Origin of the sequence: Thauera chlorobenzoica, from assembly GCF_001922305.1 — a bacterium.
Lineage (GTDB): Bacteria > Pseudomonadota > Gammaproteobacteria > Burkholderiales > Rhodocyclaceae > Thauera > Thauera chlorobenzoica.
Map to the genome: position 1 here is coordinate 1,728,962 of NZ_CP018839.1, position 23,679 is coordinate 1,752,640.

General features: G+C 68.9%; 28 protein-coding genes and 1 tRNA gene. 12 read left to right on the forward strand and 17 right to left on the reverse strand.

The window, feature by feature from the left end; all coding sequences use genetic code 11:
• Positions 1-59 precede the first annotated feature (59 nt).
• The 4 genes from Tchl_RS07980 (at position 60) to Tchl_RS07995 (ending at position 3,401) form a co-directional block, all read left to right on the forward strand.
• Positions 60-1,514 (forward strand): alanine/glycine:cation symporter family protein, encoded by a 1,455-nt coding sequence (locus Tchl_RS07980; RefSeq protein WP_075147936.1) that lies wholly within the window; start codon positions 60-62, stop codon positions 1,512-1,514.
• A 72-nt stretch (positions 1,515-1,586) separates the two neighbouring features.
• Entirely contained in the window at positions 1,587-2,486 is a 900-nt protein-coding gene (rapZ, locus tag Tchl_RS07985) for an RNase adapter RapZ (RefSeq protein ID WP_075147937.1), read from the forward strand.
• Entirely contained in the window at positions 2,483-2,872 is a 390-nt protein-coding gene (locus Tchl_RS07990; RefSeq protein WP_075147938.1) for a NusG domain II-containing protein, read from the forward strand. Before rapZ ends, Tchl_RS07990 begins: the two co-directional genes overlap by 4 nt.
• Complete coding sequence (locus Tchl_RS07995) at positions 2,853-3,401, forward strand: Gx transporter family protein (RefSeq protein ID WP_232311700.1); 549 nt, start codon at positions 2,853-2,855, stop codon at positions 3,399-3,401. Before Tchl_RS07990 ends, Tchl_RS07995 begins: the two co-directional genes overlap by 20 nt.
• Before the next feature lie 246 nt (positions 3,402-3,647).
• Here the strand turns inward: Tchl_RS07995 and Tchl_RS08000 are convergent, their stop codons facing one another.
• The 12 genes from Tchl_RS08000 to ybgC all read right to left on the reverse strand — a co-directional run bounded on the left by Tchl_RS08000 (position 3,648) and on the right by ybgC (position 12,350).
• Complete coding sequence (locus tag Tchl_RS08000) at positions 3,648-4,538, reverse strand: dienelactone hydrolase family protein (protein WP_075147939.1); 891 nt, start codon at positions 4,536-4,538, stop codon at positions 3,648-3,650.
• Positions 4,539-4,759: 221 nt separating this feature from the next.
• Positions 4,760-5,032 carry a translation initiation factor IF-1 gene (gene infA / locus Tchl_RS08005; RefSeq protein WP_075147940.1) on the reverse strand — a complete coding sequence of 91 codons (273 nt, stop codon included), beginning with the start codon at positions 5,030-5,032 and terminating at the stop codon, positions 4,760-4,762.
• Positions 5,033-5,674: 642 nt separating this feature from the next.
• Positions 5,675-5,750, reverse strand: a tRNA-Lys gene (locus Tchl_RS08010).
• A 76-nt stretch (positions 5,751-5,826) separates the two neighbouring features.
• Positions 5,827-6,531, reverse strand: a complete 705-nt coding sequence (queC, locus tag Tchl_RS08015; protein WP_075147941.1) for a 7-cyano-7-deazaguanine synthase QueC — start codon at positions 6,529-6,531, stop codon at positions 5,827-5,829.
• A gap of 73 nt (positions 6,532-6,604) precedes the next feature.
• Positions 6,605-7,267, reverse strand: coding sequence for a 7-carboxy-7-deazaguanine synthase QueE (gene queE / locus Tchl_RS08020; protein ID WP_408646125.1), 663 nt, complete (start codon positions 7,265-7,267; stop codon positions 6,605-6,607).
• 13 nt (positions 7,268-7,280) lie between these two features.
• Positions 7,281-7,994 (reverse strand): tol-pal system protein YbgF, encoded by a 714-nt coding sequence (gene ybgF / locus Tchl_RS08025; RefSeq protein WP_075147943.1) that lies wholly within the window; start codon positions 7,992-7,994, stop codon positions 7,281-7,283.
• A gap of 1 nt (position 7,995) precedes the next feature.
• The gene (gene pal / locus Tchl_RS08030; protein ID WP_075147944.1) at positions 7,996-8,508 is read right to left on the reverse strand and encodes a peptidoglycan-associated lipoprotein Pal; all 513 of its coding nucleotides are present in this window, start codon (positions 8,506-8,508) and stop codon (positions 7,996-7,998) included.
• Positions 8,509-8,573: 65 nt separating this feature from the next.
• Positions 8,574-9,851, reverse strand: a complete 1,278-nt coding sequence (tolB, locus tag Tchl_RS08035; protein ID WP_075147945.1) for a Tol-Pal system beta propeller repeat protein TolB — start codon at positions 9,849-9,851, stop codon at positions 8,574-8,576.
• Between the two features lie 40 nt (positions 9,852-9,891).
• Positions 9,892-10,794 (reverse strand): energy transducer TonB, encoded by a 903-nt coding sequence (locus Tchl_RS08040; protein ID WP_075147946.1) that lies wholly within the window; start codon positions 10,792-10,794, stop codon positions 9,892-9,894.
• On the reverse strand, positions 10,791-11,204 hold the full coding sequence (locus Tchl_RS08045; RefSeq protein ID WP_075147947.1) for an ExbD/TolR family protein: 414 nt from the start codon (positions 11,202-11,204) through the stop codon (positions 10,791-10,793). The genes Tchl_RS08040 and Tchl_RS08045 overlap by 4 nt, the downstream gene beginning before the upstream one ends.
• 22 nt (positions 11,205-11,226) lie before the next feature.
• Positions 11,227-11,895 (reverse strand): protein TolQ, encoded by a 669-nt coding sequence (gene tolQ, locus Tchl_RS08050; protein WP_075147948.1) that lies wholly within the window; start codon positions 11,893-11,895, stop codon positions 11,227-11,229.
• Complete coding sequence (ybgC, locus tag Tchl_RS08055; protein WP_075147949.1) at positions 11,892-12,350, reverse strand: tol-pal system-associated acyl-CoA thioesterase; 459 nt, start codon at positions 12,348-12,350, stop codon at positions 11,892-11,894. Before ybgC ends, tolQ begins: the two co-directional genes overlap by 4 nt.
• Positions 12,351-12,591: 241 nt before the next feature.
• Between ybgC and hslV the strand changes: the two genes are divergently transcribed.
• The 3 genes from hslV (at position 12,592) to Tchl_RS08070 (ending at position 15,441) form a co-directional block, all read left to right on the forward strand.
• Positions 12,592-13,128, forward strand: a complete 537-nt coding sequence (hslV, locus tag Tchl_RS08060) for an ATP-dependent protease subunit HslV (protein WP_075147950.1) — start codon at positions 12,592-12,594, stop codon at positions 13,126-13,128.
• 10 nt (positions 13,129-13,138) lie between these two features.
• Positions 13,139-14,476 (forward strand): ATP-dependent protease ATPase subunit HslU, encoded by a 1,338-nt coding sequence (hslU, locus tag Tchl_RS08065; RefSeq protein WP_075147951.1) that lies wholly within the window; start codon positions 13,139-13,141, stop codon positions 14,474-14,476.
• An 89-nt stretch (positions 14,477-14,565) separates the two neighbouring features.
• Positions 14,566-15,441, forward strand: coding sequence for an AEC family transporter (locus Tchl_RS08070; RefSeq protein ID WP_075147952.1), 876 nt, complete (start codon positions 14,566-14,568; stop codon positions 15,439-15,441).
• A 16-nt stretch (positions 15,442-15,457) separates the two neighbouring features.
• On the opposite strand, the gene Tchl_RS08075 is transcribed toward Tchl_RS08070, so the two are convergent.
• Entirely contained in the window at positions 15,458-16,012 is a 555-nt protein-coding gene (locus Tchl_RS08075) for an SEL1-like repeat protein (protein WP_075147953.1), read from the reverse strand.
• 220 nt (positions 16,013-16,232) lie between these two features.
• Between Tchl_RS08075 and Tchl_RS08080 the strand changes: the two genes are divergently transcribed.
• Positions 16,233-16,655 (forward strand): pilin, encoded by a 423-nt coding sequence (locus Tchl_RS08080; protein ID WP_075147954.1) that lies wholly within the window; start codon positions 16,233-16,235, stop codon positions 16,653-16,655.
• Positions 16,656-16,771: 116 nt separating this feature from the next.
• Here the strand turns inward: Tchl_RS08080 and Tchl_RS08085 are convergent, their stop codons facing one another.
• Positions 16,772-17,086: a hypothetical protein gene (locus Tchl_RS08085; RefSeq protein WP_075147955.1), complete on the reverse strand. Its 315-nt coding sequence runs from the start codon at positions 17,084-17,086 to the stop codon at positions 16,772-16,774.
• Positions 17,087-17,336: 250 nt separating this feature from the next.
• On the opposite strand from Tchl_RS08085, the gene Tchl_RS08090 reads away from it, so the two are divergent.
• Positions 17,337-17,570 (forward strand): TA system antitoxin ParD family protein, encoded by a 234-nt coding sequence (locus tag Tchl_RS08090; RefSeq protein WP_075147956.1) that lies wholly within the window; start codon positions 17,337-17,339, stop codon positions 17,568-17,570.
• Entirely contained in the window at positions 17,567-17,845 is a 279-nt protein-coding gene (locus tag Tchl_RS08095; protein WP_075147957.1) for a type II toxin-antitoxin system RelE/ParE family toxin, read from the forward strand. The genes Tchl_RS08090 and Tchl_RS08095 overlap by 4 nt, the downstream gene beginning before the upstream one ends.
• A 121-nt stretch (positions 17,846-17,966) precedes the next feature.
• On the opposite strand, the gene Tchl_RS08100 is transcribed toward Tchl_RS08095, so the two are convergent.
• Positions 17,967-19,004 (reverse strand): GGDEF domain-containing protein, encoded by a 1,038-nt coding sequence (locus Tchl_RS08100; RefSeq protein ID WP_075147958.1) that lies wholly within the window; start codon positions 19,002-19,004, stop codon positions 17,967-17,969.
• 443 nt (positions 19,005-19,447) lie between these two features.
• On the opposite strand from Tchl_RS08100, the gene Tchl_RS08105 reads away from it, so the two are divergent.
• The gene (locus Tchl_RS08105; protein WP_075147959.1) at positions 19,448-20,542 is read left to right on the forward strand and encodes a tellurite resistance/C4-dicarboxylate transporter family protein; all 1,095 of its coding nucleotides are present in this window, start codon (positions 19,448-19,450) and stop codon (positions 20,540-20,542) included.
• 13 nt (positions 20,543-20,555) lie between these two features.
• On the opposite strand, the gene Tchl_RS08110 is transcribed toward Tchl_RS08105, so the two are convergent.
• Together Tchl_RS08110 and Tchl_RS08115 are read right to left on the reverse strand one after the other, a co-directional pair.
• The gene (locus tag Tchl_RS08110) at positions 20,556-21,317 is read right to left on the reverse strand and encodes a slipin family protein (RefSeq protein ID WP_075147960.1); all 762 of its coding nucleotides are present in this window, start codon (positions 21,315-21,317) and stop codon (positions 20,556-20,558) included.
• Positions 21,314-22,876 (reverse strand): NfeD family protein, encoded by a 1,563-nt coding sequence (locus Tchl_RS08115; protein ID WP_075147961.1) that lies wholly within the window; start codon positions 22,874-22,876, stop codon positions 21,314-21,316. The genes Tchl_RS08110 and Tchl_RS08115 overlap by 4 nt, the downstream gene beginning before the upstream one ends.
• Positions 22,877-23,245: 369 nt before the next feature.
• On the opposite strand from Tchl_RS08115, the gene Tchl_RS08120 reads away from it, so the two are divergent.
• Positions 23,246-23,587 carry a heavy-metal-associated domain-containing protein gene (locus tag Tchl_RS08120; protein WP_075147962.1) on the forward strand — a complete coding sequence of 114 codons (342 nt, stop codon included), beginning with the start codon at positions 23,246-23,248 and terminating at the stop codon, positions 23,585-23,587.
• Positions 23,588-23,679 lie beyond the last annotated feature (92 nt).

A 23,679-nucleotide genomic window follows, 5' to 3' on the forward strand; every position in this document is an offset into this window, starting at 1 on the left:
CTGCCGGAGCACGGGAACGGGCGATACAATCGGGCCTTCTCCGTTCCGGAACCGATCCCATGCAAGAATCCGTCGACTGGATCAACGGCTGGGTGTGGAGCCCCGCCCTCGTCTATCTGTGCCTGCTGGTGGGGTTGTATTTCTCGATCCGGACCCGCTTCATGCAGGTGCGCCATCTTGGCGAGATGCTGCGCGCGATCTTTCGCGGCAAAAGCTCGGCCGCCGGGGTGTCGTCCTTCCAGGCGCTGACCATCGCCCTGTCGGGCCGGGTCGGGACCGGCAACATCGCCGGTGTCGCCACGGCGATCGGCTTTGGCGGGCCGGGGGCGATCTTCTGGATGTGGATGGTCGCGTTTCTCGGCGCCGCCACCGCCTACATCGAATCGACGCTCGGCCAGATCTACAAGACCGAGCACCACGGCCTGTACCGCGGCGGCCCCGCCTACTACATCGAGAAGGGCCTGGGCTGGCGCGTCTATGCGGTGGTGTTCGCGCTCGCGACCTTGCTCGCGTGCGGCATCCTGCTCCCCGGAGTTCAGACCAACAGCATCGCAGCCGGCATGGAAAACGCCTTCGGCATCGCTCCGGCGGTGACCGGCACGGTGATCGTGATCCTGCTCGGGCTGATCATCTTCGGCGGGGTACGCCGCATCGCCCAGGTCACCCAGGTCGTCGTCCCCTTCATGGCGCTGGGCTATATCCTGGCGGCGGCCGTGGTGGTGCTGCTCAACGTCGAGAAAGTGCCCGCCGTGGTCGGCCTGATCCTGTCTTCCGCATTCGGCTTCGAGGCCGGTTTCGGCGCCATGATCGGCCTTGCCATCCAGTGGGGAGTGAAGCGCGGGGTGTATTCGAACGAGGCCGGCCAGGGCAGCGGCCCGCATGCGGCGGCGGCGGCCGAAGTGCCGCATCCGGCGGCGCAGGGTCTGGTACAGGCGTTCTCGGTGTATGTCGACACCTTGTTCGTGTGTTCGGCCACCGCGTTCATGATCCTGATCACCGGCACCTACAACGTCATGGGCGCGGAAGGCCAGCCGGTATTCACCGGGCTGGCGGGCATCGCCGCCGGCACCGGCTACACCCAGGCGGCGATGGAGACCGTGCTGCCGGGCTTCGGTGCCGTGTTCGTCGCCGTCGCCCTGTTCTTCTTCGCGTTCACCACCGTGCTCGCGTATTACTACATCGCCGAAACCAATCTTGCCTACCTGACCCGCAGCTTGCACTCGGATGTGCTGGTCTTCGTGCTGCGGGTGGCGCTGATCGCCTCCGCGCTGTACGGCTGCGTGCGCACCAGCGACCTCGCCTGGGGGCTGGGCGACATCGGTGTCGGGATCATGGCCTGGCTCAACATCGCCGCCATCCTGGCGTTGCGCAAGCCGGCGCTGGCCGCGCTCGAGGACTACGAGGCACAGCAGGCGCGGGGGCGGACGGTGCCGGTGTTCGATCCCCGCCCGCTGGGGATCGAACACGCCGAGCTGTGGGTCGAACGCTTCGAGCGGGGCGTGCGCGAAACCTGAGCCGGGCGCTGCCGAGACCCCGCCCGCCGGCGCTGCGTTATAGTGTCGGCGGGCTTTTTCATGTGCAGGACCATGCAGATCGTACTCATCAGCGGGCTTTCCGGTTCGGGCAAGAGCATTGCGCTCAACGTCCTCGAGGACGCCGGCTATTACGTGGTGGATAACCTTCCGGCGGCACTGCTGCCCGAGCTCGTCGACCATCTGCGCAGCGCCGGCGGGGAGCGGGTCGCGGTGGTGGTGGACATGCGATCGGGGGCGAGCATCGAGGTGCTGCCGCAGGAGGTCGCCGCCCTGCGCCGGAGCGGGGCCGATCTGCGTTTCATCTTCCTCGAGGCACGCGACGATGCGCTGATCGCGCGCTTTTCCGAAACCCGCCGCCGTCATCCGCTCGCCGTCGGCGGCGTGACCCTGGAGGAGGCGATCCAGCGCGAGCGCGATGCGCTTGCCAGCATCGCCGAACTCGGCCACCGCATCGACACCAGCGACCTGCTTGCCAACACGCTGCGCGCCTGGGTGAAGGGCTTCATCGATCTGGCACCGGCCGAAGGCCTGACCCTGATGTTCGAGTCCTTCGGCTTCAAGTACGGCATTCCGCTCGATGCCGACCTGGTGTTCGATGTGCGCTGCCTGCCCAACCCGCACTACGACCCCCGGCTGCGTCCGCTCACCGGGCGCGATCAGCCGGTGATCGACTTCCTGCGCACGATTCCCGAAGTCGCCCGCATGGGCGAGGACATCCGCCGCTTCCTCGCCGACTGGCTGCCCGCCTACGTCGGTGACAACCGCAGCTATCTCACCGTGGCGATCGGCTGCACCGGGGGCCAGCACCGCTCGGTGTACCTCGCCGAGTGGCTCGCCACCCAGTTCCGCGGCCGGCTCGAGGTCATCGTCCGCCATCGCTCCGATGCGCGCCGGATCGCCGACCGTGCGGCCGCCGGGGCCAATGATGCGGCGCCCGGGCCGGCGGCGTGAAATTCGGCTTTACCCAGTGGAGGACGCTGCTGCGCCCCGGTGACGTGGTCGTCGTCTGCGCCGGCCTGGTGCTGTGCATCCATGCGGTGCTCGTGCTGTGGCAGGGCGGGGCGCCGGATGGCGCGGTGATTCGCGCCGGCGGCCGGGTGGTGGCGGAACTCGATCTGTCGCGCGCGCGCCTGGTCGAGGTCCCTGGTCCGCTCGGCGTGACCCTGATCGAGATCCAGCCCGGGCGCGCACGCGTCGCTGCCGATCCCGGTCCGCGCCAGTACTGCGTGCGCCAGGGCTGGCTGACCCAGGCCGGCGCGGTGGCGATCTGCGCCCCCAACGAAGTCAGCCTCAGTCTCACCGGGCGGAGCGCGAACTATGACACCCTCAGCTATTGAACTGACGCCTACGGTCGAGGACCGGCGCATCGCCCGCCATGCGGCGGCGGCGATCGTGCTCACCGTCGCCGAGGCGGCGATTCCGCTGCCCTTGCCGGGAGTCAAGCCGGGGTTGGCGAACATCGTCACCCTGGTGGTGCTGGCGCGCTGGGGCTGGCGCGAGGCGGTGTGGGTGTCGCTGCTGCGCGTGCTCGCTGGCAGCCTGCTGCTCGGCCAGTTCCTCGCCCCGGGCTTCTTCCTCAGCCTGTCGGGGGCGATTGCCAGCCTGGTGGTGCTGGGGCTGGCGATGCACCTGCCGCAGCGCTGGTTCGGCCCGGTCAGCCACAGCATCCTCGCCGCCTTCGCCCACATCGGCGCGCAGCTGGTGGTGGCGCGGCTGTGGCTGGTGCCGCACGACGGGGTGTTCTACCTGCTGCCGGTGTTCGCCCTCGCCGCGGTGGTGTTCGGCCTGGTCAACGGGCTGGTGGCGGCGCGCCTGCTGGCCGAGATCGGCCAGCGCACCGCGTCTCCGCAAGCGCCGGAACGCTAGCGCTTCGCCTGCGTCCAACCTGCGACCCGTCCGGAGGCCGTTCCGGCCCGGAGGTCGTGGAGTGGAGGCAACATGCGCAGCCGGTGGTGGAGCTGGATCAGTGCGGTGCTGGCGGTGCTGTGCGGTCTCGCGTTCGGCTGGGTGGCGGGCAGCGGCCTGGTTCGCGCTGCTGCACTGGTGCCGGCGTTCCCCGTGGCAGCGGCGAGCGCCTGTCACGGGGTCGGGCACGGGAGGACAGGGCTGGTTTCAGCCGAGGTGGGCTTCGAACCAGGCCTGCATGCGCCGCCAGCCGTCCTCGGCCTCGTCCCTGCGGTAGCTCGGCCGGTAATCGGCGTGGAAGGCGTGGGGGGCATCGGGATAGACGACGATCGTGCTACTGCTGCCGGCTTGCTGCAGCGCGCCGCGCATCGTGTTCACATCGGCGAGCGGAATTCCCTGGTCCTGGCCGGCGTACAGGCCCAGCACTGGCGCGTGCAAGGCGGCAGCGACATCGACCGGGTGCCGCGGCGTCAGTGCTGACCGGGGACCGTCGAGACGACCGTACCAGGCCACACCGGCCTTGAGCCCGGGATTGTGTGCAGCGTATAGCCAGGTGATCCGCCCGCCCCAGCAAAAGCCGGTGATCGCCAGGCGTTCGGGGTCGCCGCCCCGGGCCATGGCCCAGTCGGCGCAGGCGTCGAGGTCGGCCATCACCTGGGCGTCGGGCACCTTGGCGACGATTTCCTGCAGGATTGCGCCGACATTGTCGAGGGTGCGCGGATCGCCCTGGCGAAAGAACAGCTCGGGTGCGACCGCCAGGTAACCCAGGCGGGCGAGGCGCCGGCAGAGGTCGCGGATATGGGCGTGCACACCGAAGATTTCCTGCACCACCAGCACGACGGGAAGCCGGCTGCGGCCGCCGCGGGCTGCGGGAGCGGCAAAGTAGGCCGGCAGTTCGCCGCCGGTGACGGGGAGGCCGAGATCGCCGCTGTCGAGACCTTCGTCGCTGGTGTGGATCAGCGTACTGGCGTGTACCGGTAGTACCGCCGCAGCGAAGCCGGCGGCGGCGAGGGTGGCGACGAAGTCGCGGCGCTCCATGCGCGTTTCCGGCAGCAGGCTGTCGAATTCGGCGGGTGTGGCGGGCGGGGGCAGGGACATGGCACTCTCCTCGGAAGGCGCCGGGCGTGGGCAAGACCCATCATCCGTGGCCGGGCAGGCAGATGCAGTGATTGTGCCGTGGACCGGACGTCGATGCGATCCTCCCGGCGCCGATGCTTTTTTGCCGTGCCTGCCGCTCTCGTGCCACCGTCGGCGAGGGAACGCTCCCCTCTCCCCGCACCCACTCCCTCTTGCGTGCGGGGAGAGGGTGGGAAGGGAGGTCAGCGCCGCCGTGCGGGGCGGGCCGTAGCCGCTGCGCTGCCGGCCGGGCGGCCGGGCAGATGGCGGAAGGTGATGCGGCCCTTGCTCAGGTCGTAGGGCGACATTTCCAGCGATACGTTGTCGCCGGCGATGATGCGGATATGGTGCTTGCGCATCTTCCCGCCGGAGTAGGCGATGAGGTTGTGGCCGTTGTCGAGGGTGACGCGGTAGCGGCCGTCGGGCAGCACCTCGGTAACGGATCCATGCATTTCGATGAGTTCTTCCTTGGCCATGTCGGGGCTCCTTGTCGTTGTGCCAGTGCAGCGCGATCGGGCGCGGTACCGGGCAGACTCGCTTCCGCCGGGAGCGAGCCGGAGGCCAGCGGCCGCACTGTGCATCGGTGCGGCGAGCGGCCTGGCAGTATCGGCACCATGAACGGCGGGCCGGCGAAGTTCGGTGCGGCGGCGCGCAAAACGCGCACCGGATGTGAGCAGCGTGCGGGACAGCGTGAGCGCGCTGCGTTACGGGGGATCGAGTCTCGGTACTGAGGCCCTGATCGCGAGCCTGTTTGGCAGGCCCGGGAAGTCGCTCGAAGATCGGTCGAAGGATTGAATACGCGGATATCAATCTTTCTAGACATCGGCGGGAAACTATACGCTTTTTTATGCCCTGCGTCCATGCGCCTTTTGCGCTGCAGCATCCGGTTCAGCCGGTTCGTGAACGCTTCCCTGTGCGCCGAAGCCCGCTGCCTGCAACCCCTGATTGACCAGGGCACCGACCCGCGTGAACAGAAGCGCACGCCATGATGAAAAAACGATGATGCCAAGAGCGACAGGGCAGCCGGGGGCTTGCTGGATTTGGCCACATGGTGGCGACACGATGCCGGAAAGCAAAAAGGGCAACCCCGGAGGATTGCCCTAAGCGCTTTGTTTTCTTGGTAGGCCGTGCTGGGCTCGAACCAGCGACCAACGGATTAAAAGTCCGCTGCTCTACCAACTGAGCTAACGACCCGAAAAACGAGCGCGAATCATAGTAGATGGCTGCCGATGCGTCAACAGCGGAATGCCGTCTGCAGCGCGTGTGTGCTTCAGCCGAGGTGTGGCTGGTATGGCGTCGGGTCGTCGATGGCGGCGGCGGCGAAGCCGGCGGCGCGCAGGCGGCAGGCCTCGCAGCGGCCGCAGGCGCGGCCGGCGTCGTCGGCCTGGTAGCAGGTCACGGTGAGGCCGTAGTCCACGCCGAGCGCGGTGCCGCGGCGGATGATGTCGGCTTTCGACAGCGCGATCAGCGGCGCGTGGATGCGCAGGCGGGCGCCTTCGACGCCCGCCCGGGTGGCGAGGTTGGCCATGGTCTCGAAGGCCGCGATGAACTCGGGGCGGCAGTCGGGGTAGCCGGAATAGTCCACCGCGTTGACGCCGACGAAGATGTCGCTGGCGCCGAGCACTTCCGCCCAGGCCAGCGCGATCGACAGCATCACCGTGTTGCGTGCCGGCACGTAGGTAACCGGAATGGCCGACTCGCCCTCGTGGCCGCCTTCGTCTTCGGGCACGGCGATGGCGGGGTCGGTGAGCGCCGAGCCGCCGAACTGGCCCAGGTTGACCCGCGCCAGGCGGTGCTCGCGGGCACCGAGGGCGTCGGCGACCCGCTTCGAGGCGGTGAGTTCGGCGGCGTGGCGCTGGCCGTAGGCGACCGACAGGGCGTAGGTCTCGAATCCCTGGTCGCGGGCGATCGCGAGGCAGGTGGCGGAATCGAGGCCGCCGGAGAGGAGGACGACGGCGCGGGGAGGCGTGTTCATGAGGCGGAGCTCCAGGAAATCGGAAACGAGCGGCGAAGCCGGCCTCGCGGGCCCGGCGTTGCGGGGCGCCGCTTCAGCGCCCGCGGGCGTCGTCCCACAGGATCTTGTGCAGCTGCAGCTGGAAGCGCACCGGCAGGCGGTCGCGCACGATCCAGGCGGCCAGTTCGGTGGGCGCCAGGCTGCCGGCCACCGGCGACAGCAGCACCGGGCAGCGTTCGGCGAGGGCGTGCTCGGTGATCTGCCGCTTCGCCCATTCGTAGTCGGCGGCATCGGCGAGCACGATCTTGAGTTCGTCGTGCGCGCTGAGCAGGGCGAGGTTGGCGTAGCGGTTCTTCGCCGCTTCGCCCGAGCCCGGCGCCTTGAGGTCCATGACACGCGACACGCGCGCATCGACGCCGCCGATGTCGAGCGCGCCGCTGGTCTCCAGCGACACCGAATGGCCGGCGTCGCACAGTGCGGCGAGCAGTTCCAGGCAGGCTTTCTGCGCGAGCGGCTCGCCGCCGGTCACGCACACGTGGCGCAGGCCATGGCGGGCGACTTCGGCGAGGATGTCGTCGAGGCTGCGGGTGCTGCCGCCGCTGAAGGCGTAGGCGGTGTCGCACCAGGTGCAGCGCAGCGGGCAGCCGGTGAGGCGGACGAATACGGTGGGCAGCCCCACCCGGGTCGATTCGCCCTGGATCGAGGCGAAGATTTCGGTGATGCGCAGGCGGCCGGCGGCGGCCGTCCCGGTCTCCATCGACGGCATGCGGTCAGCGGGCGCTCAGGCGCTGGCGCGCGACCTGGGCGGCGTTGCTCTGCGGATAGCGCTCGACCAAGCCCTGCAGCGTGCGGCGCGCGGCGGCGGCATCGCCCATCGCCTGCTGGCTGTTGGCCAGCCCGAGCATGGCGTCGGGGGCGACGTTGTCCTGCGGCCAGTTCTGCAGCACGGCATTGAAATGCTTGTTGGCGCTGGCGGTGTCGCGCCCTTGCAGGGCGGCGTTGCCGGCCCAGAAATGGGCCCCGGCGCTGAAGCTGCCGTTCGGGTAGCGGGCGAGGAAGGTGTCGAAGGCGGTGAGCGCGTCCTGATGCTTGCCTTCCTTGAGCAGATTGAGGGCGGCCTCGTAGTCGGCGGACTCCGCCGCCGGGTCGCCGCCCGCCCCCGCACGGGGGGCGCCGGTTTCGATCTGGCGCAGGCGCGCGTCCAGATCGACGTAGAAGTCCTTCTGCCGCTGCTTGAGCGTTTCCACCTCGTTCGTCAGCAACTCGATCTGGCCGCGCAGGCGCGCCACCTCGGCGCGCAGCTGCTCGTTCTGCATCGCGAGTTCGAGCTGGCCGCGGCCGGTGGTTTCGAGCTGGCCCTGGACGTCCTGGCGCAGCCGATGGATCTGGTTGCGGGCTTCCGTGTCGCCGCCGAACAGCTGGGCCTGGGCCGGGCCGACGGCAGCGAAGGTGAGCAATGCCGCCAGCGGCAGAAGGCGCTTCATTTTAGAACTCGCCGGAGTAGAGCATTTCGCCGCGGCGGTTCTGGGCATAGCAGGCCTCGGTGCGGTCGTCGCAACGCGGCTTCTCTTCACCCAGGCTGACCGACTCGATCTGCGCTTCGCGCGCGCCCAGCAGCATCAGCGCCTGCTTGACGACGTCGGCGCGCTTCTGCCCCAGGGCGAGGTTGTACTCGCGGCTGCCGCGCTCGTCGGTGTTGCCCTGGACGAGCATCTTCATCTGCGGGTTCTGCACCAGGAAGCGGGCGTGGGCTTCGACCAACGGACGGGCTTCGGGCTTGATGACGAAGCTGTCGAAGTCGAAGAACACGTTGCGCTTGGACAGGATGTTGCTGGGGTCGGTGAGCGCGGCGATGCCGCTGCCCGCAGCGCCCGGGGCGGTCACGGTGGCGACGCCGGCGCCGCGGTCCTCGACCGAAGCTCCGGTGGTTTCGGGACCGGTGCTCGAGCAAGCGGCGAGGGCCAGGGCGAGCAGGGCGGGGAGGGCGAGTTTCTTCATGAGAGTGCTCCAGTACTTGTGTTGTGAAGACAGCAGAGGGGTGCGGCGTTTGCGCCGCGTTGTCGTTACCGGATCTGCGGACCCCAGGCGGGTTCGCGGACGTCGGCGGCCTGCACCGTCAGTCGCTGGCGGATGCGCCCGTCGGTCGACACCGCCGACAGCACGCCCCGGCCACCGCTGTCGGTGGCGTAGAGGATCATGCGGCCGTTGGGGGCGAAGCTGGGCGATTCGTCGCGTGCCGAATCGGTGAGGATCGTGGTCTGCCGGCTGGCGAGGTCGAGCACGGCCACCTGGAAGCGGCCGGCGTTGCGGGTGATGAAGGCAAGCAGCTTGCCGTCGCCCGACAGGCGCGGCGAAACGTTGTAGTTGCCGTCGAAGCTCACCCGTTCGGCGCTGCCGCCGCTGGCGGGAATGCGGTAGATCTGCGGGCTGCCGCCGCGATCGGAGGTGAAGTAGATGTGGCCGTCGGCGCCCCAGAACGGCTCGGTGTCGATGCCCGAGGACTGGGCCAGGCGGCGCACGCCGGAGCCGTCGGCGCCGAGCGCGTAGAGCTGCGACTGGCCGTCCTTGGTCAGCACCACGGCGAGCTGGCTGCCGTCGGGCGACCACGCCGGGGCGGAGTTCGAGCCCTTGAAGTTGGCGACTACGCGGCGCTGGCCGGTGGCGAGCGTATGCACGTAGACGATCGGCTTCTTCTGCTCGAAGGACACATAGGCCAGGCGTGTGCCGTCCGGCGACCACGCCGGCGAGATGATCGGCTCGCGCGAGCGCAGCGCGGTGGCGGCGTTCATGCCGTCGGCGTCGGCGACCTGGAGCTCGAAGTTCGGCCCGGCCTTGATCACGTAGGCGACGCGGGTGGCGAAGTAGCCGGGCAGTCCGGTGAGCTTTTCGTAGACGAAGTCGGCGATGCGGTGGCCGATGAGGCGGTGCTGCGCCGGGCTCATCGGCAGCGCCATCGCCCCCAGCTCAAGCTGCTTCTGGGTGTCGAACAGGCGGAAGCGCGCTTCGTAGCGGCCATCGGCGAGCGGCGCCAGGGTGCCGGTCAGCACCGCGTCGGCGCCGCGTGCGCGCAGCCCGGCCAGATCGGGGCGCACCGCCTCGGGCAGCGGCAGCGGACCGAGATCGACGAGGCTGAACAGGCCGCTGCGCTCGAGGTCGGCGCGCACCACGTCGGTCACGCTCTGCGGCAGGCGGCCTTCGTTTTCGAAGATCGGGATCGCCACCGGGAAGCGCGCGGCGCCGGCGCCGGTGATCTCGATCGAGAGCTGGGCGTGGGCGGCGAGGGCGAGGCCGGCAAGCAGGGTGGCGATGAACAGGCGCAAGGCGGAAAGGGGATTGATCATGACAGTTCGGCTCCAGCCGCGGATTATAGACATGGCGGGCTCAATCGTCCGCCAGCGGGCGGAATTTCAGTTCCAGCGTGCGCTGGAACAGGCTGCGGTTTTCGGGCAGCGGCAAGGGGCTCGAACGCCGGATCGCGCGCTCGATCGCATCGTCCAGCGCCGCCACCCCCGATGAGCGCTTGAGGCGCACGTTGAGCACTTCGCCGCTGGGCAGCTGGTCGACCTCGAACACCGCTTCGGGGTTGCCGGCGAGGCCGGGCGGACGCAGCAGGTTGCCGCGCACCTTGCCGGCGATCGCCGCGCGGTAGCGGTCCACGTCGCCTGCGCTCCCCGCCGCGGCGGCGCGCGCGCCTTCCTGGCGCAGCAGGTTGTCGAGGCGCGCTTCCTCGGCGCGGCGGGTTTCCTGCGCCAGGCGCTGCGCCATGTAGTCGTCCTGGACCGGCTGCGGGGCGGGTTTCGGTTCGGGCTTCGGATGCGGCTTGGGTTCGGGTTTCGGCGCCGGTTTCGGCTCGGGCTTCGGCTTGGGTTCGGGCTTCGGTTTCGGTTCAGGCTTCGGCGCGGGTTTGGGGGGCTCGGGTTTTTTCTCCGGCGCCTTGGTCACGATCTCGGGCTTGGGGGCCGGCGCAGGCTTGGGCGGCTCCGGCTCCGGCTCCGGCTTGGGTTCGGGCTTCGGCTCCGGCTTGGGTTCCGGTTTCGGTTCGGGTTTCGGTTCCGGCTGGGGGGCTGGTTTCGGCTCGGGCGCCGGGGCCGGCGCGGCAGTGGGCGCCGGTGCGCCCGACAGCGAGACTTCCAGCGTCGCGGGCGGCGCGCTTTGCCAGCGCACGCCGAAGAACAGGAACAGCGCCAAGCCGAGGTGCACCGCCAGGGTCAGGCCGAGCGAGGCCCATTTGCCGGGCCTGTCGCGCCCGGCGGCGGGGCGGGGGAGTGCGCCGCGGACGTTCATCGACCGCCGCCGCCGGACTTCGTCTGCAGGCTGATCTTGCGCACGCCGGCGAGGCGCGCGGCTTCGAGCACGTCGATCACCTTCTGGTAGTCGAGCTTGCTGTCGGCGGCGACGAGGAAGGTCTGCTCCGGGTTCTTTTGCAGCGCCTCGCCGAGCGCGCGCTGGAATTCGAGGTTGCTCACCGGGCGTGCGCTGGCGCTGGTGCTGGGGCGCAGGGCGAGCGTTCCGTCGGCCTTCACTTCGATGACGATCGCCTCGGCCGGGGTGGCCGAGACCTGCCCGGCCGAAGGCACGTCGATGTTGCCGGTCTGGACCATCGGCGCGGTGACCATGAAGATCACCAGCAGCACCAGCATCACGTCGATGTAGGGCACGACGTTGATCTGGTTCATCAGGCGGCGCTGTCGCATGGGGCTGTGCTCTCCGGTCCGTTCAGCGCAGGTTGCGCTGGAGGATGTTGGAGAACTCTTCCATGAAGCTCTCGAAGCGGATGCCGAGGCGGTCGATGTCGTGGGCGAAGCGGTTGTACGCCACCACTGCCGGAATCGCCGCGAACAGGCCGATCGCGGTGGCGACCAGGGCCTCGGCGATGCCGGGGGCGACCTGGGCGAGGGTGGCGGAGCCGACGCTGGACAGGCCGCGGAAGGAGTTCATGATCCCCCACACGGTGCCGAGCAGGCCGATGTAGGGCGACACCGAGCCGACCGAGGCGAGAAAGGCGAGGTGGGCCTCGAGGTCGTCGATCTCGCGCTGGTAGGTAGCGCGCATCGCGCGGCGCGCGCCGTCGAGGGTGGCGCCGTGGTCGTGGCCCTTGGTGCGCAGCTTGGTGAATTCGCGGTAGCCGGCCTCGAAGATGCGTTCCATGCCCTCGGCCTGGTGGCGGCCGGCGGATTCGGCCAGGGTGTTGAGGTCGCCGCCGCTCCAGAAGTCGCGCTCGAAGCCGTCGGTGTCGCTGCGCGCCTGGCGGATCTGGAACGACTTGCGGAAGATCCAGTACCACGACACCAGGGACAGGCCGGCGAGCAGCGCCATGACGAGCTGGACGAGGACGCTCGCCTGGCTGATCAGGCTGAGGATGGAAAGATCGTGGGTGACGGTCATGCTGGGCTTTGGAGAAGGGCGTGGAGGGACGGGGGAATCGCCGCCGGGCGCTGGCGGCGCAGATCGACACAGGCGACAAGGACTCGTGCGGAGAACAAAAGTTCGGCGCCGCGGCGTACCTGCTGGTCGAACTGCAGGCTGGCGCGGCGCAGGGTGGCGATGCGGCTGACGACTTCGAGGGCGTCGTCGAGCCGCGCCGAAGCCAGGTAGTCGGCATGCAACGAACGCACCACGAAGGCGATGCCCTCGGCGGCGAGCAGCGCCTGCTGGCCGACGCCGAGCGCGCGCAGCCATTCGGTGCGCGCACGTTCGCAGAACTTCAGGTAGTTGGCGTAGTACACGACGCCGCCGGCATCGGTGTCCTCGTAATAGACGCGGACCGGCAGGACGAAGTGCGGCGCGGCGGCGGACGGGGTGCTGGCGTCGGCCGCGGCGCGAGGGATTCTCGGGTGCATCGCAGCATTCTAGCCGAGCGCGCGCGGCCGGTGCATGAGCTGTTGCAAATCTTGATGATTCTGTTTGTGCAAAGCTTAATCCTTGTTGTAAAAGCATTTTTGCTGAAACATGGTTTTCCGCGCGGCGCCTGCCCGGGCGTCCGGGGGGGCGCGCCGCCCTGTTCCTCCCGGTGCCGTATCGCGCATACTTGCAGGTTTACGTCGTCACACGGCGCCGGCACCCGGCCGGCGAGGAATCGTCATGGAACAATATCGCGGCACCACCATCCTGTCGGTCCGGCGCGGCAAGCGCGTCGCGCTCGGCGGGGACGGCCAGGTCACCCTGGGCAACATCGTCATCAAGGCCTCGGCGCGCAAGGTGCGCACCCTGTACAACGGCCAGATCCTCGCCGGCTTCGCCGGCGGCACGGCGGACGCCTTCACCCTCTTCGAGCGCTTCGAGGCCAAGCTCGACAAGCACCAGGGCAACCTGCTGCGCAGCGCAGTGGAGCTGGCCAAGGACTGGCGCACCGACCGCATGCTGCGCCGCCTCGAAGCCATGCTCGCGGTCGCCGACCGCGAGCACTCGCTGGTGATCACCGGCAACGGCGACGTGCTCGAGCCCGAGCAAGGCATCGTTGCCATCGGCAGCGGCGGCGCCTACGCCCAGGCCGCGGCGCGCGCGCTGCTCGAGAACACCGAGCTCGAGCCCGGGGAAATCGTCTCCAAGGCGCTCGGCATCGCCGCCGACCTGTGCATCTACACCAACCACCACCACACCATCGAAGTGCTGGACTGAGGGCGCCCCCATGACCCAGATGACCCCGCCGGAGATCGTCTCCGAACTCGACAAGCACATCGTCGGCCAGGACAAGGCCAAGAAGGCCGTCGCTATCGCCCTGCGCAACCGCTGGCGGCGTGCCCAGGTGGACGAGCCGCTGAGGAGCGAGATCACCCCCAAGAACATCCTCATGATTGGCCCCACCGGCGTCGGCAAGACCGAGATCGCGCGCCGCCTCGCGCGCCTCGCCCATGCGCCCTTCATCAAGATCGAGGCGACCAAGTTCACCGAGGTCGGCTACGTCGGGCGCGACGTCGACACCATCATCCGCGACCTGATGGAAATCGCGGTCAAGGACGGCCGCGAGCGGGCGATGAAGGCGGTGCGCGACCGCGCGCTGGACGCCGCCGAAGACCGCGTCCTCGACGCCCTGCTGCCGCCGGCGCGCGCGGTCGGTTTCGATGCCGCGGCCGAACCGGCGCCGGATTCGTCCACCCGGCAGAAATTCCGCAAGAAGCTGCGCGAAGGCGAACTCGACGACAAGGACATCGAGATCGAGCTCGCTGCGCCCTCGATGCAGGCCGAGATCTTCGCCCCGCCGGGCATGGAGGAGCTCACCCAGCAGATCCAGGGCATGTTCCAGAACATCGGCGGGGGCAAGAAGAAGCAGCGCAAGCTCAAGATCCGCGAGGCCTTGAAGCTGCTCGCCGACGAAGAGGCCGCGCGCATGATCAACGACGAAGAGGTCAAGCTCGACGCGGTGCGCGCGGTCGAGCAGAACGGCATCGTGTTCCTCGACGAGGTCGACAAGATCGCCGCGCGCAGCGACGCCCACGGCGCCGACGTCTCCCGCCAGGGCGTGCAGCGCGACCTGCTGCCGCTGGTCGAAGGCACGACGATCTCGACCAAGTACGGCATGATCAAGACCGATCACATCCTGTTCATCGCCAGCGGCGCCTTCCATCTGGCCAAGCCTTCCGACCTCATCCCCGAGCTGCAGGGCCGCTTCCCGATCCGCGTCGAACTGGGCTCGCTGGCGGTGGAAGACTTCGAGCGCATCCTCACCAGCACCGACGCCTGCCTCACCCGCCAGTACCAGGCCCTGCTCGCCACCGACGGGGTGGCGCTCGAATTCACCGCCGACGGCATCCGCCGGCTGGCCGAGATCGCCTTCCAGGTCAACGAGAAGACCGAAAACATCGGCGCCCGCCGCCTGTACACGGTGATGGAAAAGCTCCTCGAGGAAATCTCGTTCGAAGCCGGCAAGAGCGCCGCCCTGGGCAAGGTCGTGATCGACGCCGGCTACGTGGACGGCCGCCTCGATCTGCTCGCCCAGCGCGAGGACCTGGCGCGCTACGTACTCTAAGCCGCGCGCGTTTCCGATTGCCGGGTCGGCCTGCGTGGCCGCCCCGGCTGCGTTTCCGCCCCGGAGCGGCCCCTGCCGAGCGCGACCCCATGCTGCTGCGAATCGTCTCCATCCTGTTCCCGCTGTTCGCGATCACCGCGCTCGGCTACTTCGTCGGTCGGCGCATGAAACCCGACCTGGCGCACGCCAACCAGCTCAACATGGACGTCTTCGTCCCCGCGCTGATCTTCGCTGCGCTTGCCGGCAAGACCTTCGAGCTTGGCGCCTACCTGCCGCTGATCGCCGCCACCGCGCTGGTGGTGGCGGGCTCGGGGGTGGCGGCGTGGGGGCTTGCGCGCGCCACCGGGATCGCGCCCAAGACGCTGGTGCCGCCGATCATGTTCAACAACTGCGGCAACCTCGGCCTGCCGCTCGCGGTGCTCGCCTTCGGCGACGCCGCGCTGGCGCCGATGGTGGTGATTTTCATGGTCTCCAACCTGGCGCATTTTTCCTTCGGCGCCTGGCTGCTCGACCACCGTGCGCGCCTGCACACGGTGTGGCGCGTGCCCTCGGTGTTCGCCACCTTCCTCGGGGTGGCGGTCAGCCTCAGCGGCTTCGAAGTGTGGCCGCCGCTGCTGATGGCGATCCGCATGCTGGGCGAGATCTCGATTCCGCTGATGCTGCTCGGCCTCGGCGTGCGCCTGGCCGACTCGCGCATCGGCGAAATCGGCATCGGCGTGCTCGGCGCGCTCGCCCGCCCGCTGATCGGGATGGCGCTGGCCTGGCTGGTGCTGCAGCTCATTGAGCTGCCCGCGCGCGAGCAGGCGATGCTGCTGGTGTTCGGCGCGCTGCCGCCGGCGGTGCTCAACTTCATGTTCGCCGAACGCTACCGCCAGGAGCCGGCCAAGGTCGCCTCGATGGTGTTGATCGGCAACCTCGCCGCGATCGCCTTCCTGCCCCTGGCGCTGGCCCTGGTGCTGGACTGAGCGACGCGGGCCGCGTTCAGCCCGGCGCGGCGGTGTCGTGCAGCGCCTGCAGCACCACCGCGCGCTCGATCGCATCGAGCGCCGCGGCCAGCTCCGCGGGGCTTTGCGCCGGCCGTGCCGGGTCCTGCAGGTGGCGCATCAGCTGCGGGGCGATGACGTGGCCGCGGCGCGCCGCCTGGCGCAGCCATTCGATGCCCGCGGCCTCGTCGGCGGCGATGCCGGTGCCGGCCAGGGTGCACCGCCCCAGCCAGTACAGCGCCTCGGCGTCGAGCTGGCGCGCGGCCTTCTCCAGCCACGCCAGCGCCGCCGTCACCCAGCCGTGTTCCAGCAGCAGCAGCGCCAGTTCGCACTGCGCCGCCGGCGCGCCGCGGTCGGCGTCGAGGATCATGCCGCGCGCTTCTGCTTCCAGGGGCAGCGGCGAGCGCGCCAGCACTTCGTCGAGCCGCACCCGGGTGGCTTCGCCGGCCGCGCCGTCCACCGCGCGCAGCGCGCCGCCCGCCAGCCGCCGCCATAGCGTGCGCTTGCTCAGGCCGGTGAGGGCGGCGGCGGTGTCGAGGCGGATGGCGTCCATGGCGGGGCGAGGCGGGGCGGGGGGACACAGTTTAGCGCGGCGCTGGCGCGCCCGCGCGGGGCGCTTGGCACGGGCGGGTGTGCCAGCCGCGCCGAAAACCGCCTCCGGCGGACGGTGGCGGGGGTGGCGCGGGGCTTGCTTTGGATAGGTCGAGGCGCAGGCCGCATCGCGGCCGGCGGCAGCAGTCTCACTGGGCACAACCCCTTCAAGGAGAAGGAAGATGAAGAAAATGCAACAGGGCTTCACCCTGATCGAACTGATGATCGTGGTGGCGATCATCGGGATTCTGGCGGCCGTGGCGCTGCCGGCGTATACCGATTACACGGTAAGAGCAAGAGTGTCGGAGGGGTTGGTAGTTTCGAGCGCTGCAAAAACAACGGTTTCTGAAAATCTTACTAATGGTGTCGCCGCTGCTAATTCGTGTAACGGCGTTACCGTTGGTCTTGTCGGAAAGACTACGATTAGTTGTTCTTCTGGCGTAATTACTGCTTCTGTTGCCGCGGATTCTAGTACAACTGTTGCTCTTACTCTCAGGCCAACATTGGTTACGACTGGTGCTGGTGGCGTCACATGGGCATGTACAACTGCTGACACAAACTTTAAATACGTTCCGGCAGAATGCCGTACAGCTACCCCGACGTAAAAATTGGTGGGAAGCAGGGGGTAGACCGGGAAATAGCGGACGGGCCCCAATTTCCCTAGCTTAGGCTCATACCGAAGCCCGCCGAGGTTCCGCCCCGGCGGGCTTTTGTTCGTGCTTCAGCCGACCACGCGCAGCACTTCCCAGCGCGGCGAGCCGGAGACGACGAAGGGTTCGAGGTCCTGGCTCCACTGCTTGTGGGCCTCGAGGGTGGCGAGCTTGTCCCAGGCGGCATTGAGCTCGGCGAGGTCGCGGATCAGGATCTCGGCCTGTACCGTGGCTTCGCGCGTGCCCACCGAGCCGCCGAGGATGCGGACGTTTTCCGCCTTCCAGCCGATCTCGCTGCCGATTTCCCTCATCCAGCGTTGCAAGGCGTCGACCACCTGCGCCTTGTAGCCGAAACGCGCGTCGATGCTCCAGCGTGCGACCATCATGATGGTTCTCCTCTCTCTCTGTGGGGCGGGGGCGGCCCGCGTCGTCGATGCCCCCTCGTCGAGGTCTGGTCCCCGATCTCCCCCTGGCAACATCCACCTCGGCGGCCGGGCTTTTACTATAGTTCACCGCCCCTCGGGCGCTACGCGGCGCCTGGGAAACAGGGGCCGGCGGAGGGCGCAGGCGGACGCGTTTGATCACGTGATTGGGCGCAGCTACAATTGTGGTAACGCGAAGTTCAAGGAGCTTGTGATGAGCACCGTGTCTGTACGTATTGATGAAAACCTGGTCAGTGCCGCACGCGCAGCGGCCAAGGCGGAATTCCGCACCGTGCAAGGTCAGGTGGAGTTCTGGGCCAGGGTCGGCCGGGCCGCGCTCGACAACCCTGATCTGCCGGCCTCATTCATTGCCGAGAGCCTGATGAGCATGGCCGAGCCGGGCGAGGACAGCACCGTCTTTGTACCCCGCTCGGCGGCCAGGGCATGAACTGGGACGTTCGGCAAACCCGACGATTTGCCCGCATCTACAAAAAATTGCACGACAACGTGGCGGCCGAAGTGGACTCGGCGGTCGAGGCGGTGGCCCAGGATCCCGACATCGGGGAGAAGAAAAAAGGCGATCTCTCTGAGCTGTGGGTTTACACGTTCCGCTGCCTGGGCCAGCTCTACCTGCTGGGTTACACCCGCGATGACAGCGCACGCCTCGTTTACCTGGAAGCCGCCGGCCCCCACGAAAACTTCTACCGCGACCTCAAACGCTAAGCTCGCGCGACCTGCCCCGGTCTCCCTGATTTTCCGCCGGCCGGAAGCGCCGCGCCGCCTCGAGCGGACCGATGTCCTGCCGGGCCGACGCAGCGGGCGGGGCGTCATAGTGGGCGGGGCGTCATTTGAGGTCGAACAGCGCGTCGATGTCGAAGTCGGTTCCGGCCGGTGCTTCTTCCTTCCTGGCGATGAGGCCATCGCCGAGTAGTCGTTCGTAGCAGGAAACCCGGTTGCGGCCGTTGTCCTTGGCGAAATAGAGCGCTTCGTCGGCGCGGCCGACGACGTCGGTCGGCACGTCCGTTTCCGATACCGCGGTGAAGCCGATGGAGCAGGTCACCGTGCCGACCTGGGGAAAGGGGTGGTTTTCCACCGAGATCCGGAAGCGCTCGAACGTGCTCAGCGCCTGTGCTTCGTCGGGCGCGTTGAGCAGGACGACGAACTCTTCGCCGCCGAAGCGGAACAGGCGGTCGCCGCTGCGGAAGGTCTTGCGCATCAGTTCCCCCATGCGCAACAGGACCTCGTCGCCGAAGAGATGGCCGAACGAATCGTTGATCCGCTTGAAATGATCGATGTCGATCACGGCAAGCCAGGCCGGGCTGTCGTTTTCCGGCGCATGCCGGCGCTCGTCCATGACTTCGTCCTCATCGGGGGAGGGCGGCGTCAGCAGCCGGTCGAAGGTCTCGTCGAACGTCTTGCGGTTGAGCAGGCGGGTCAGCGAGTCGAGTTCGCTGTAGTCGAGCAGCCTGATCTGGTTGCCGTAGATGCGGGCCAGGACCGCGATCTCGCCCGACACCTCGTCCGCCGGCTTCGACTGCGGGGCGTGATCGGTGCCGTAGGCCAGGACGAGCGGGTCGCCGCCCAGTTCCGATGCCTGCAGCATCAGCGCGCCACACACCCGGCCGTGCACGACGCGGGTGATGTGCCTGCCGTCGCTGCGCACCTGATCGAGGAGTGGGGGCCAGAGGGCGAGGGCCGAGTTCATGATGGTCGGACCGGAAAACAGCCTGAGCGTGGCCTCACCCTGCGGCTCGCAGGCGAAAATCCCGACGTCGGCCTTGCCGCCGAGGAGCAGGGATACGGTGCGCAGCAGCGTGTAATGCAGTTTTGCCCGGTTCCTGCCGGCGGAGATAGCCTCAACGTTGCGAAGCAGCGACAGCACCCTCGGCCCCCCCGTCTTCGATGAATTTCTTGTTCTTCGGAAATGACGGAAACGAAAGAACAATCCCCGATTTCCCGCGCAGCGGCTTGTGCGCGGATCATACCTCAGCCGCGGCTTCGAGCCTTGCCGTGCCACCCGGCAGTCACGCTACCCGGCGTCGACCTTGCACCCGGCGCGGATCGGGAAACGCGCCGTGCCGGCCATCCTCGCCATTGCGACCTGTCGGGGCATGAACCCGGGGGCATGGAGCCGGGCCGGGAGGCATCTCGCTGCGTGCTATTCTTTTTCCCCTGATCCCGGCGTGGGTAAGGAGGAGACATGTCCCGAGCAGGCGCAAGCCCGGCGCAAGCGCGGCCTCGTTTTCCACTGCAGCCGTTTTCGGCTTCGGGTTGTCCGCGGCCTGCACCCCGCCATTGCCGCGCCGGACGGGGGCGGCGCCGGTGATGAAGGCGCGAAGCCGCCGCGGCCGGTGCGGCGAAACCCGCCTCCTGGCCGATCTCGCGGCACTGTCGCCGGCGTATTTCGGCGTGGTCATGGCGACCGGGATCATCTCCCTGACGGCCGACGCGCTCGCCATGCCGCGGCTGGCATGGGCGCTGTTCGTGGTCAATTGCGCGATGTACGTCGTCATCGGCCTGCTGTACGTGCTGCGCATGATCCGCTTTCCGCAGCATTTTTTCGGCGACATGGTCGATCATCTGCGCGGCCCGGGCTTCTTCACCGCGGTTGCGGCGAGCAGCATCCTCGGCAGCCAGTTCCTGATCCTCGCCGGCAGCGAGCGCGCGGCGCTCGCGCTGTGGGCCGTCGCGATCGCGCTGTGGGTGGGGCTGACGTACACGATCTTCACCGCGTTCACCGTCAAGGAGCAGAAGCCGGCATTGGACCAGGGGATTAGCGGCGGCTGGCTGCTCGCGGTCGTCGCGACCCAGTCGATCGCGGTGCTCGGCGCGCTGCTCGCCAACCATCTCGCCCAGCCCTATCGGCTCGAACTGAACTTCCTCGCGCTGTCGATGTGGTTGTGGGGCGGGATGCTCTATATCTGGATGATGTCGCTGATCTTCTACCGCTACACGTTTTTCCGCTTCTCGCCCGGCGACCTGACGCCGCCGTACTGGATCAACATGGGCGCGATGGCGATCTCGACGCTGGCCGGATCGCTGCTGATCGTGAATGCGCCCGACGCCCCCTACCTGAGTTCGCTGCTGCCCTTCCTCAAAGGCTTCACCGTGTTCTACTGGGCGACCGGCACGTGGTGGATCCCGATGCTGGTCATCCTCGCCCTGTGGCGCCACGTGTATAAGCGCTTCCCGCTGAAATACGACCCGCTGTACTGGGGCGCGGTGTTTCCGCTCGGGATGTACGCCGCGAGCACGCACTGGATGGCCGCTGCGATGGAGTTCGATTTTCTCCACGGGTTGCCGCCGGCCTTCCTGTACGCCGCGCTGATCGCCTGGAGCGCCGCCTTCGCCGGCCTCGCGCGCGACCTGTGGCGGCGCCTGGGCGCGGCATGGGCGTCGCGCGGCGGCGCCGGACGGTAGTGGAATCGGGCCCCTATCGGGTGGCGCGCTTGCCCAGTTCGCCGAGCAGATCCACCGGCACCGGGAACACTAGGGTCGAGCTCTTGTCGCCGGCGACCTGGGTGAGGGTCTGGAGGTAGCGCAGCTGCATCGCTGCCGGTTCGCGGGCGAGCATTTCGGCGGCTTCGAGCAAGGCCTGGGCGGCCTGCTTCTCGCCTTCGGCGTGGATCACCTTGGCGCGGCGCTCGCGCTCGGCTTCGGCCTGGCGGGCGATGGCGCGGACCATGGTCTCGTTGAGGTCGATGTGCTTGATCTCGACGTTGGCGACCTTGATCCCCCAGGCGTCGGTCTGGGCGTCGAGGATCTGCTGCACGTCGAGGTTGAGCTTCTCGCGCTCGGACAGCATCTCATCCAACTCGTGCTTGCCGAGCACCGCGCGCAGCGTGGTCTGGGCGAGCTGGCTGGTGGCGACGAGGAAGTTTTCCACCTGGATGATCGCCTTTTGCGGGTCGACGACGCGGAAGAACACGATCGCATTGACCTTTACCGACACGTTGTCGCGCGAGATCACGTCCTGCGCGGGCACGTCCATGGTCACCACGCGCAGGTCCACCTTGACGATCTGCTGGATGCCGGGAATCACGATCACCAGGCCGGGGCCTTTCACCTTCCAGAAGCGTCCGAGCAGGAAGATGACGCCGCGCTCGTATTCGCGCAGGATCTTGAGCGAGGCGACGACGAGGAAGATCAGCAGCAGGATCAGCGGGGCGAAGCCGAACTGGAGGTCGAAGATCATGATGTGCTCCCGGGCGTTGACGCCGGCGCGGTGCCGGCGGGCGAGACTTCGAGGATGAGGCCGTCGATGCGCTCGACGCGCACCGTGTCGCCGCTGGCGAGCACCACGGTGGCGCGCGCGCGCCAGTTCTCGCCGTGGACCGCGACCCACCAGCAGCCGGCGTCGGCGGGGCCGAGGACGGTGGCGGGGGCGCCGAGCATCTGCTCGCGCCCGCTCACCACCGGGCGCTTGAAGCTGCGCGCGGCGAGGCTGCCGATGGCGAGCAGGATCGCCGCGCTGGCGAGGGCGAGGCCGATGATGAGGGCGGGAGGAATGCCGAAGCCGGGCACCTCGCTGTCGATCAGGAACAGACCGCCGACGACGAAGGCGATGATGCCGCCGACGCCGAGCACGCCGAAGCTGGGGAGGAAGGCTTCGGCCAGCATCAGCGCGGCGCCGATCGCCAGCAGCAGCACCCCGGCCCAGTTCACCGGCAGCAGCTGGAAGGCGTAGAGCGCGATCAGCAGCGAGATCGCACCGGCCACGCCGGGCACGCCGAAGCCGGGCGAGGTGAATTCGAAGAACAGGCCGTAGATGCCGATCATCATCAGGATCAGCGCCACCTGGGGGTTGGCGAGCACGGCGAGGACGCGGTTGCGCCAGTCGGGCGCGATGCGTTCGATGGCGAGTCCGGCGGTGGCGAGCGTGCGCTCGCCGTCGATCACGCTCACCGTGCGGCCGTCGAGCTTCTTCAGCAGCGCGGCGACGTCGACGGCGATGACATCGATCACGCCGCGGGCGAGTGCTTCTTCGGCCGACAGGCTGGCGGCTTCGCGCACCGCGCGCTCGGCGAAGTCGACGTCGCGCCCGCGCAGCTGGGCGAGGCTGCGGAGGTAGGCGGCGGCGTCGGATACCGACTTCGCGCTCATCGCGTCGGCCGGGGCGGCGGCATCGCGGGTGGGCCGGCGCGCGCGCGTGGCGGCGGCCTCGTCCGGCGCGGCGGGGGCGGCCTGCGGGCGGGGGTCGGGGGTGGCGGCGGGTGGGGCGCGCCCGGCGTCGCCGGGGGCCTCGGGAGCGGCCTCGGGGGCAGCCTCGTCCGCCTCTTCGCGCGGCGCGGTCTTGCCCGGCTGGGCGCCGCCGATGCCGATCGCCACCGGGGTGGCGGCCCCGAGGTTGGTCGCCGGGGCCATCGCCGCGATGTGGCTGGCGTAGAGGAGGTAGGTGCCGGCACTGGCGGCGCGGGCGCCTTCGGGGGCGACGAACACCACCACCGGCTGCGGTGCGGCGAGGATGTCCTGGATGATCGCGCGCATCGAGGTGTCGAGCCCGCCCGGGGTGTCGAGCTCGATCACCACCAGCGGTGCACCGGCCGCGGCGGCGCGGGCGAGCCCCTTGTGCAGGTAGTCGGCGGTCGCCGGCCCGATCGCGCCATCCACCCGCAGCACCGGCACCGCGGTGCTCGCGCTGGCGCTGGCGCCGGCAGACGGCGGCAGGGTGAGCGCCAGCAGGGTGGTGAGCAGCAGGGCAAGCAGCAAGGCAGCGGCAAACACCTTGTGCGCGGTGAAGGGACGGACCGGCATCGCGGTTCTCCGCAGCGTGCCGCCGGGCTGCGGCACTTGTTGCTGGGAGTGTAGGATGGCGGGCAGCGTTCCGCGAGGACGGGGCGCGTGCGCCGGGCGGGCCGCACCGCACCGGCCTTGATCTGGGTCACAACCCCGGCCCCATGGCCTAAGATAGGATTCGACCCTGGCGGCGGCAATGCCGCCGCCGCACCGGCCCCGCAGGGGACGAGGTGCGCAGCAGTTGTTCGAAACGATGTCGCGGCTACGCGTAGCCAGCCTCGGAATTGCCAGCCAGGTGCCGCGCGCTCGAAGGAAGCACCGCTGAAGGCGGGGTGCGCACCGCATCCGGCGCCGCGGCGGGGCTTCGGAGTGCTTTGGAGCCTGTTCATGCCTGCATTCGAAACCTTGCGCGACGGCCTCGGCCGGGTGCGCATCGCACACCACATCCAGGGGCGCATCCGCCTGCGCGTCGATGACCCCGAGCTCGTCGCCCATGTCCCGGGGCGGGCGCAGCTGGCGCGCGTCCAGGCCGTGCTCGAACGGACCCCGGGAGTGCGGTCGTTGCGGGTAAACCTGATGGCGCGCTCATGCACCCTCGAGTACGACCACGAAGTCATACCGTTTGCGGCCTGGGGCGATCTGATCGGCGGCCGCGACACTGCCGCGGCGGCGCGTTTCGAGACCTTGCTGCGCGCGGTGTATGACGAGATTGCCGGGTTCCGGGCATGAACCGTCGGTGCCGGGCGCCGGCCCCAACCCCACCCGTGCCGGGCGGAATTCTGCGATGCGGGCCGGCATCGCAGGGCGCAGCACGGGTGTTC

Coding starts and splice junctions, on each gene's coding strand:
- Tchl_RS08090 (WP_075147956.1), top strand. CDS start 17,337: ATGAGCACCGTGTCTGTACGTATTGATGAAAACCTGGTCAGTGCCGCA.
- tolQ (WP_075147948.1), bottom strand. CDS start 11,895: ATGACCGTCACCCACGATCTTTCCATCCTCAGCCTGATCAGCCAGGCG.
- Tchl_RS08040 (WP_075147946.1), bottom strand. CDS start 10,794: ATGAACGTCCGCGGCGCACTCCCCCGCCCCGCCGCCGGGCGCGACAGG.
- rapZ (WP_075147937.1), top strand. CDS start 1,587: ATGCAGATCGTACTCATCAGCGGGCTTTCCGGTTCGGGCAAGAGCATT.
- queE (WP_408646125.1), bottom strand. CDS start 7,267: ATGGAGACCGGGACGGCCGCCGCCGGCCGCCTGCGCATCACCGAAATC.
- Tchl_RS08110 (WP_075147960.1), bottom strand. CDS start 21,317: ATGATCTTCGACCTCCAGTTCGGCTTCGCCCCGCTGATCCTGCTGCTG.
- hslU (WP_075147951.1), top strand. CDS start 13,139: ATGACCCAGATGACCCCGCCGGAGATCGTCTCCGAACTCGACAAGCAC.
- Tchl_RS08120 (WP_075147962.1), top strand. CDS start 23,246: ATGCCTGCATTCGAAACCTTGCGCGACGGCCTCGGCCGGGTGCGCATC.
- pal (WP_075147944.1), bottom strand. CDS start 8,508: ATGAAGAAACTCGCCCTCCCCGCCCTGCTCGCCCTGGCCCTCGCCGCT.
- Tchl_RS08095 (WP_075147957.1), top strand. CDS start 17,567: ATGAACTGGGACGTTCGGCAAACCCGACGATTTGCCCGCATCTACAAA.
- Tchl_RS08070 (WP_075147952.1), top strand. CDS start 14,566: ATGCTGCTGCGAATCGTCTCCATCCTGTTCCCGCTGTTCGCGATCACC.
- Tchl_RS07980 (WP_075147936.1), top strand. CDS start 60: ATGCAAGAATCCGTCGACTGGATCAACGGCTGGGTGTGGAGCCCCGCC.
- ybgC (WP_075147949.1), bottom strand. CDS start 12,350: ATGCACCCGAGAATCCCTCGCGCCGCGGCCGACGCCAGCACCCCGTCC.
- Tchl_RS08045 (WP_075147947.1), bottom strand. CDS start 11,204: ATGCGACAGCGCCGCCTGATGAACCAGATCAACGTCGTGCCCTACATC.
- Tchl_RS08085 (WP_075147955.1), bottom strand. CDS start 17,086: ATGATGGTCGCACGCTGGAGCATCGACGCGCGTTTCGGCTACAAGGCG.
- Tchl_RS08105 (WP_075147959.1), top strand. CDS start 19,448: ATGAAGGCGCGAAGCCGCCGCGGCCGGTGCGGCGAAACCCGCCTCCTG.
- Tchl_RS07995 (WP_232311700.1), top strand. CDS start 2,853: ATGACACCCTCAGCTATTGAACTGACGCCTACGGTCGAGGACCGGCGC.
- ybgF (WP_075147943.1), bottom strand. CDS start 7,994: ATGAAGCGCCTTCTGCCGCTGGCGGCATTGCTCACCTTCGCTGCCGTC.
- Tchl_RS08000 (WP_075147939.1), bottom strand. CDS start 4,538: ATGTCCCTGCCCCCGCCCGCCACACCCGCCGAATTCGACAGCCTGCTG.
- queC (WP_075147941.1), bottom strand. CDS start 6,531: ATGAACACGCCTCCCCGCGCCGTCGTCCTCCTCTCCGGCGGCCTCGAT.
- Tchl_RS08075 (WP_075147953.1), bottom strand. CDS start 16,012: ATGGACGCCATCCGCCTCGACACCGCCGCCGCCCTCACCGGCCTGAGC.
- infA (WP_075147940.1), bottom strand. CDS start 5,032: ATGGCCAAGGAAGAACTCATCGAAATGCATGGATCCGTTACCGAGGTG.
- tolB (WP_075147945.1), bottom strand. CDS start 9,851: ATGATCAATCCCCTTTCCGCCTTGCGCCTGTTCATCGCCACCCTGCTT.
- Tchl_RS08080 (WP_075147954.1), top strand. CDS start 16,233: ATGAAGAAAATGCAACAGGGCTTCACCCTGATCGAACTGATGATCGTG.
- Tchl_RS08115 (WP_075147961.1), bottom strand. CDS start 22,876: ATGCCGGTCCGTCCCTTCACCGCGCACAAGGTGTTTGCCGCTGCCTTG.
- hslV (WP_075147950.1), top strand. CDS start 12,592: ATGGAACAATATCGCGGCACCACCATCCTGTCGGTCCGGCGCGGCAAG.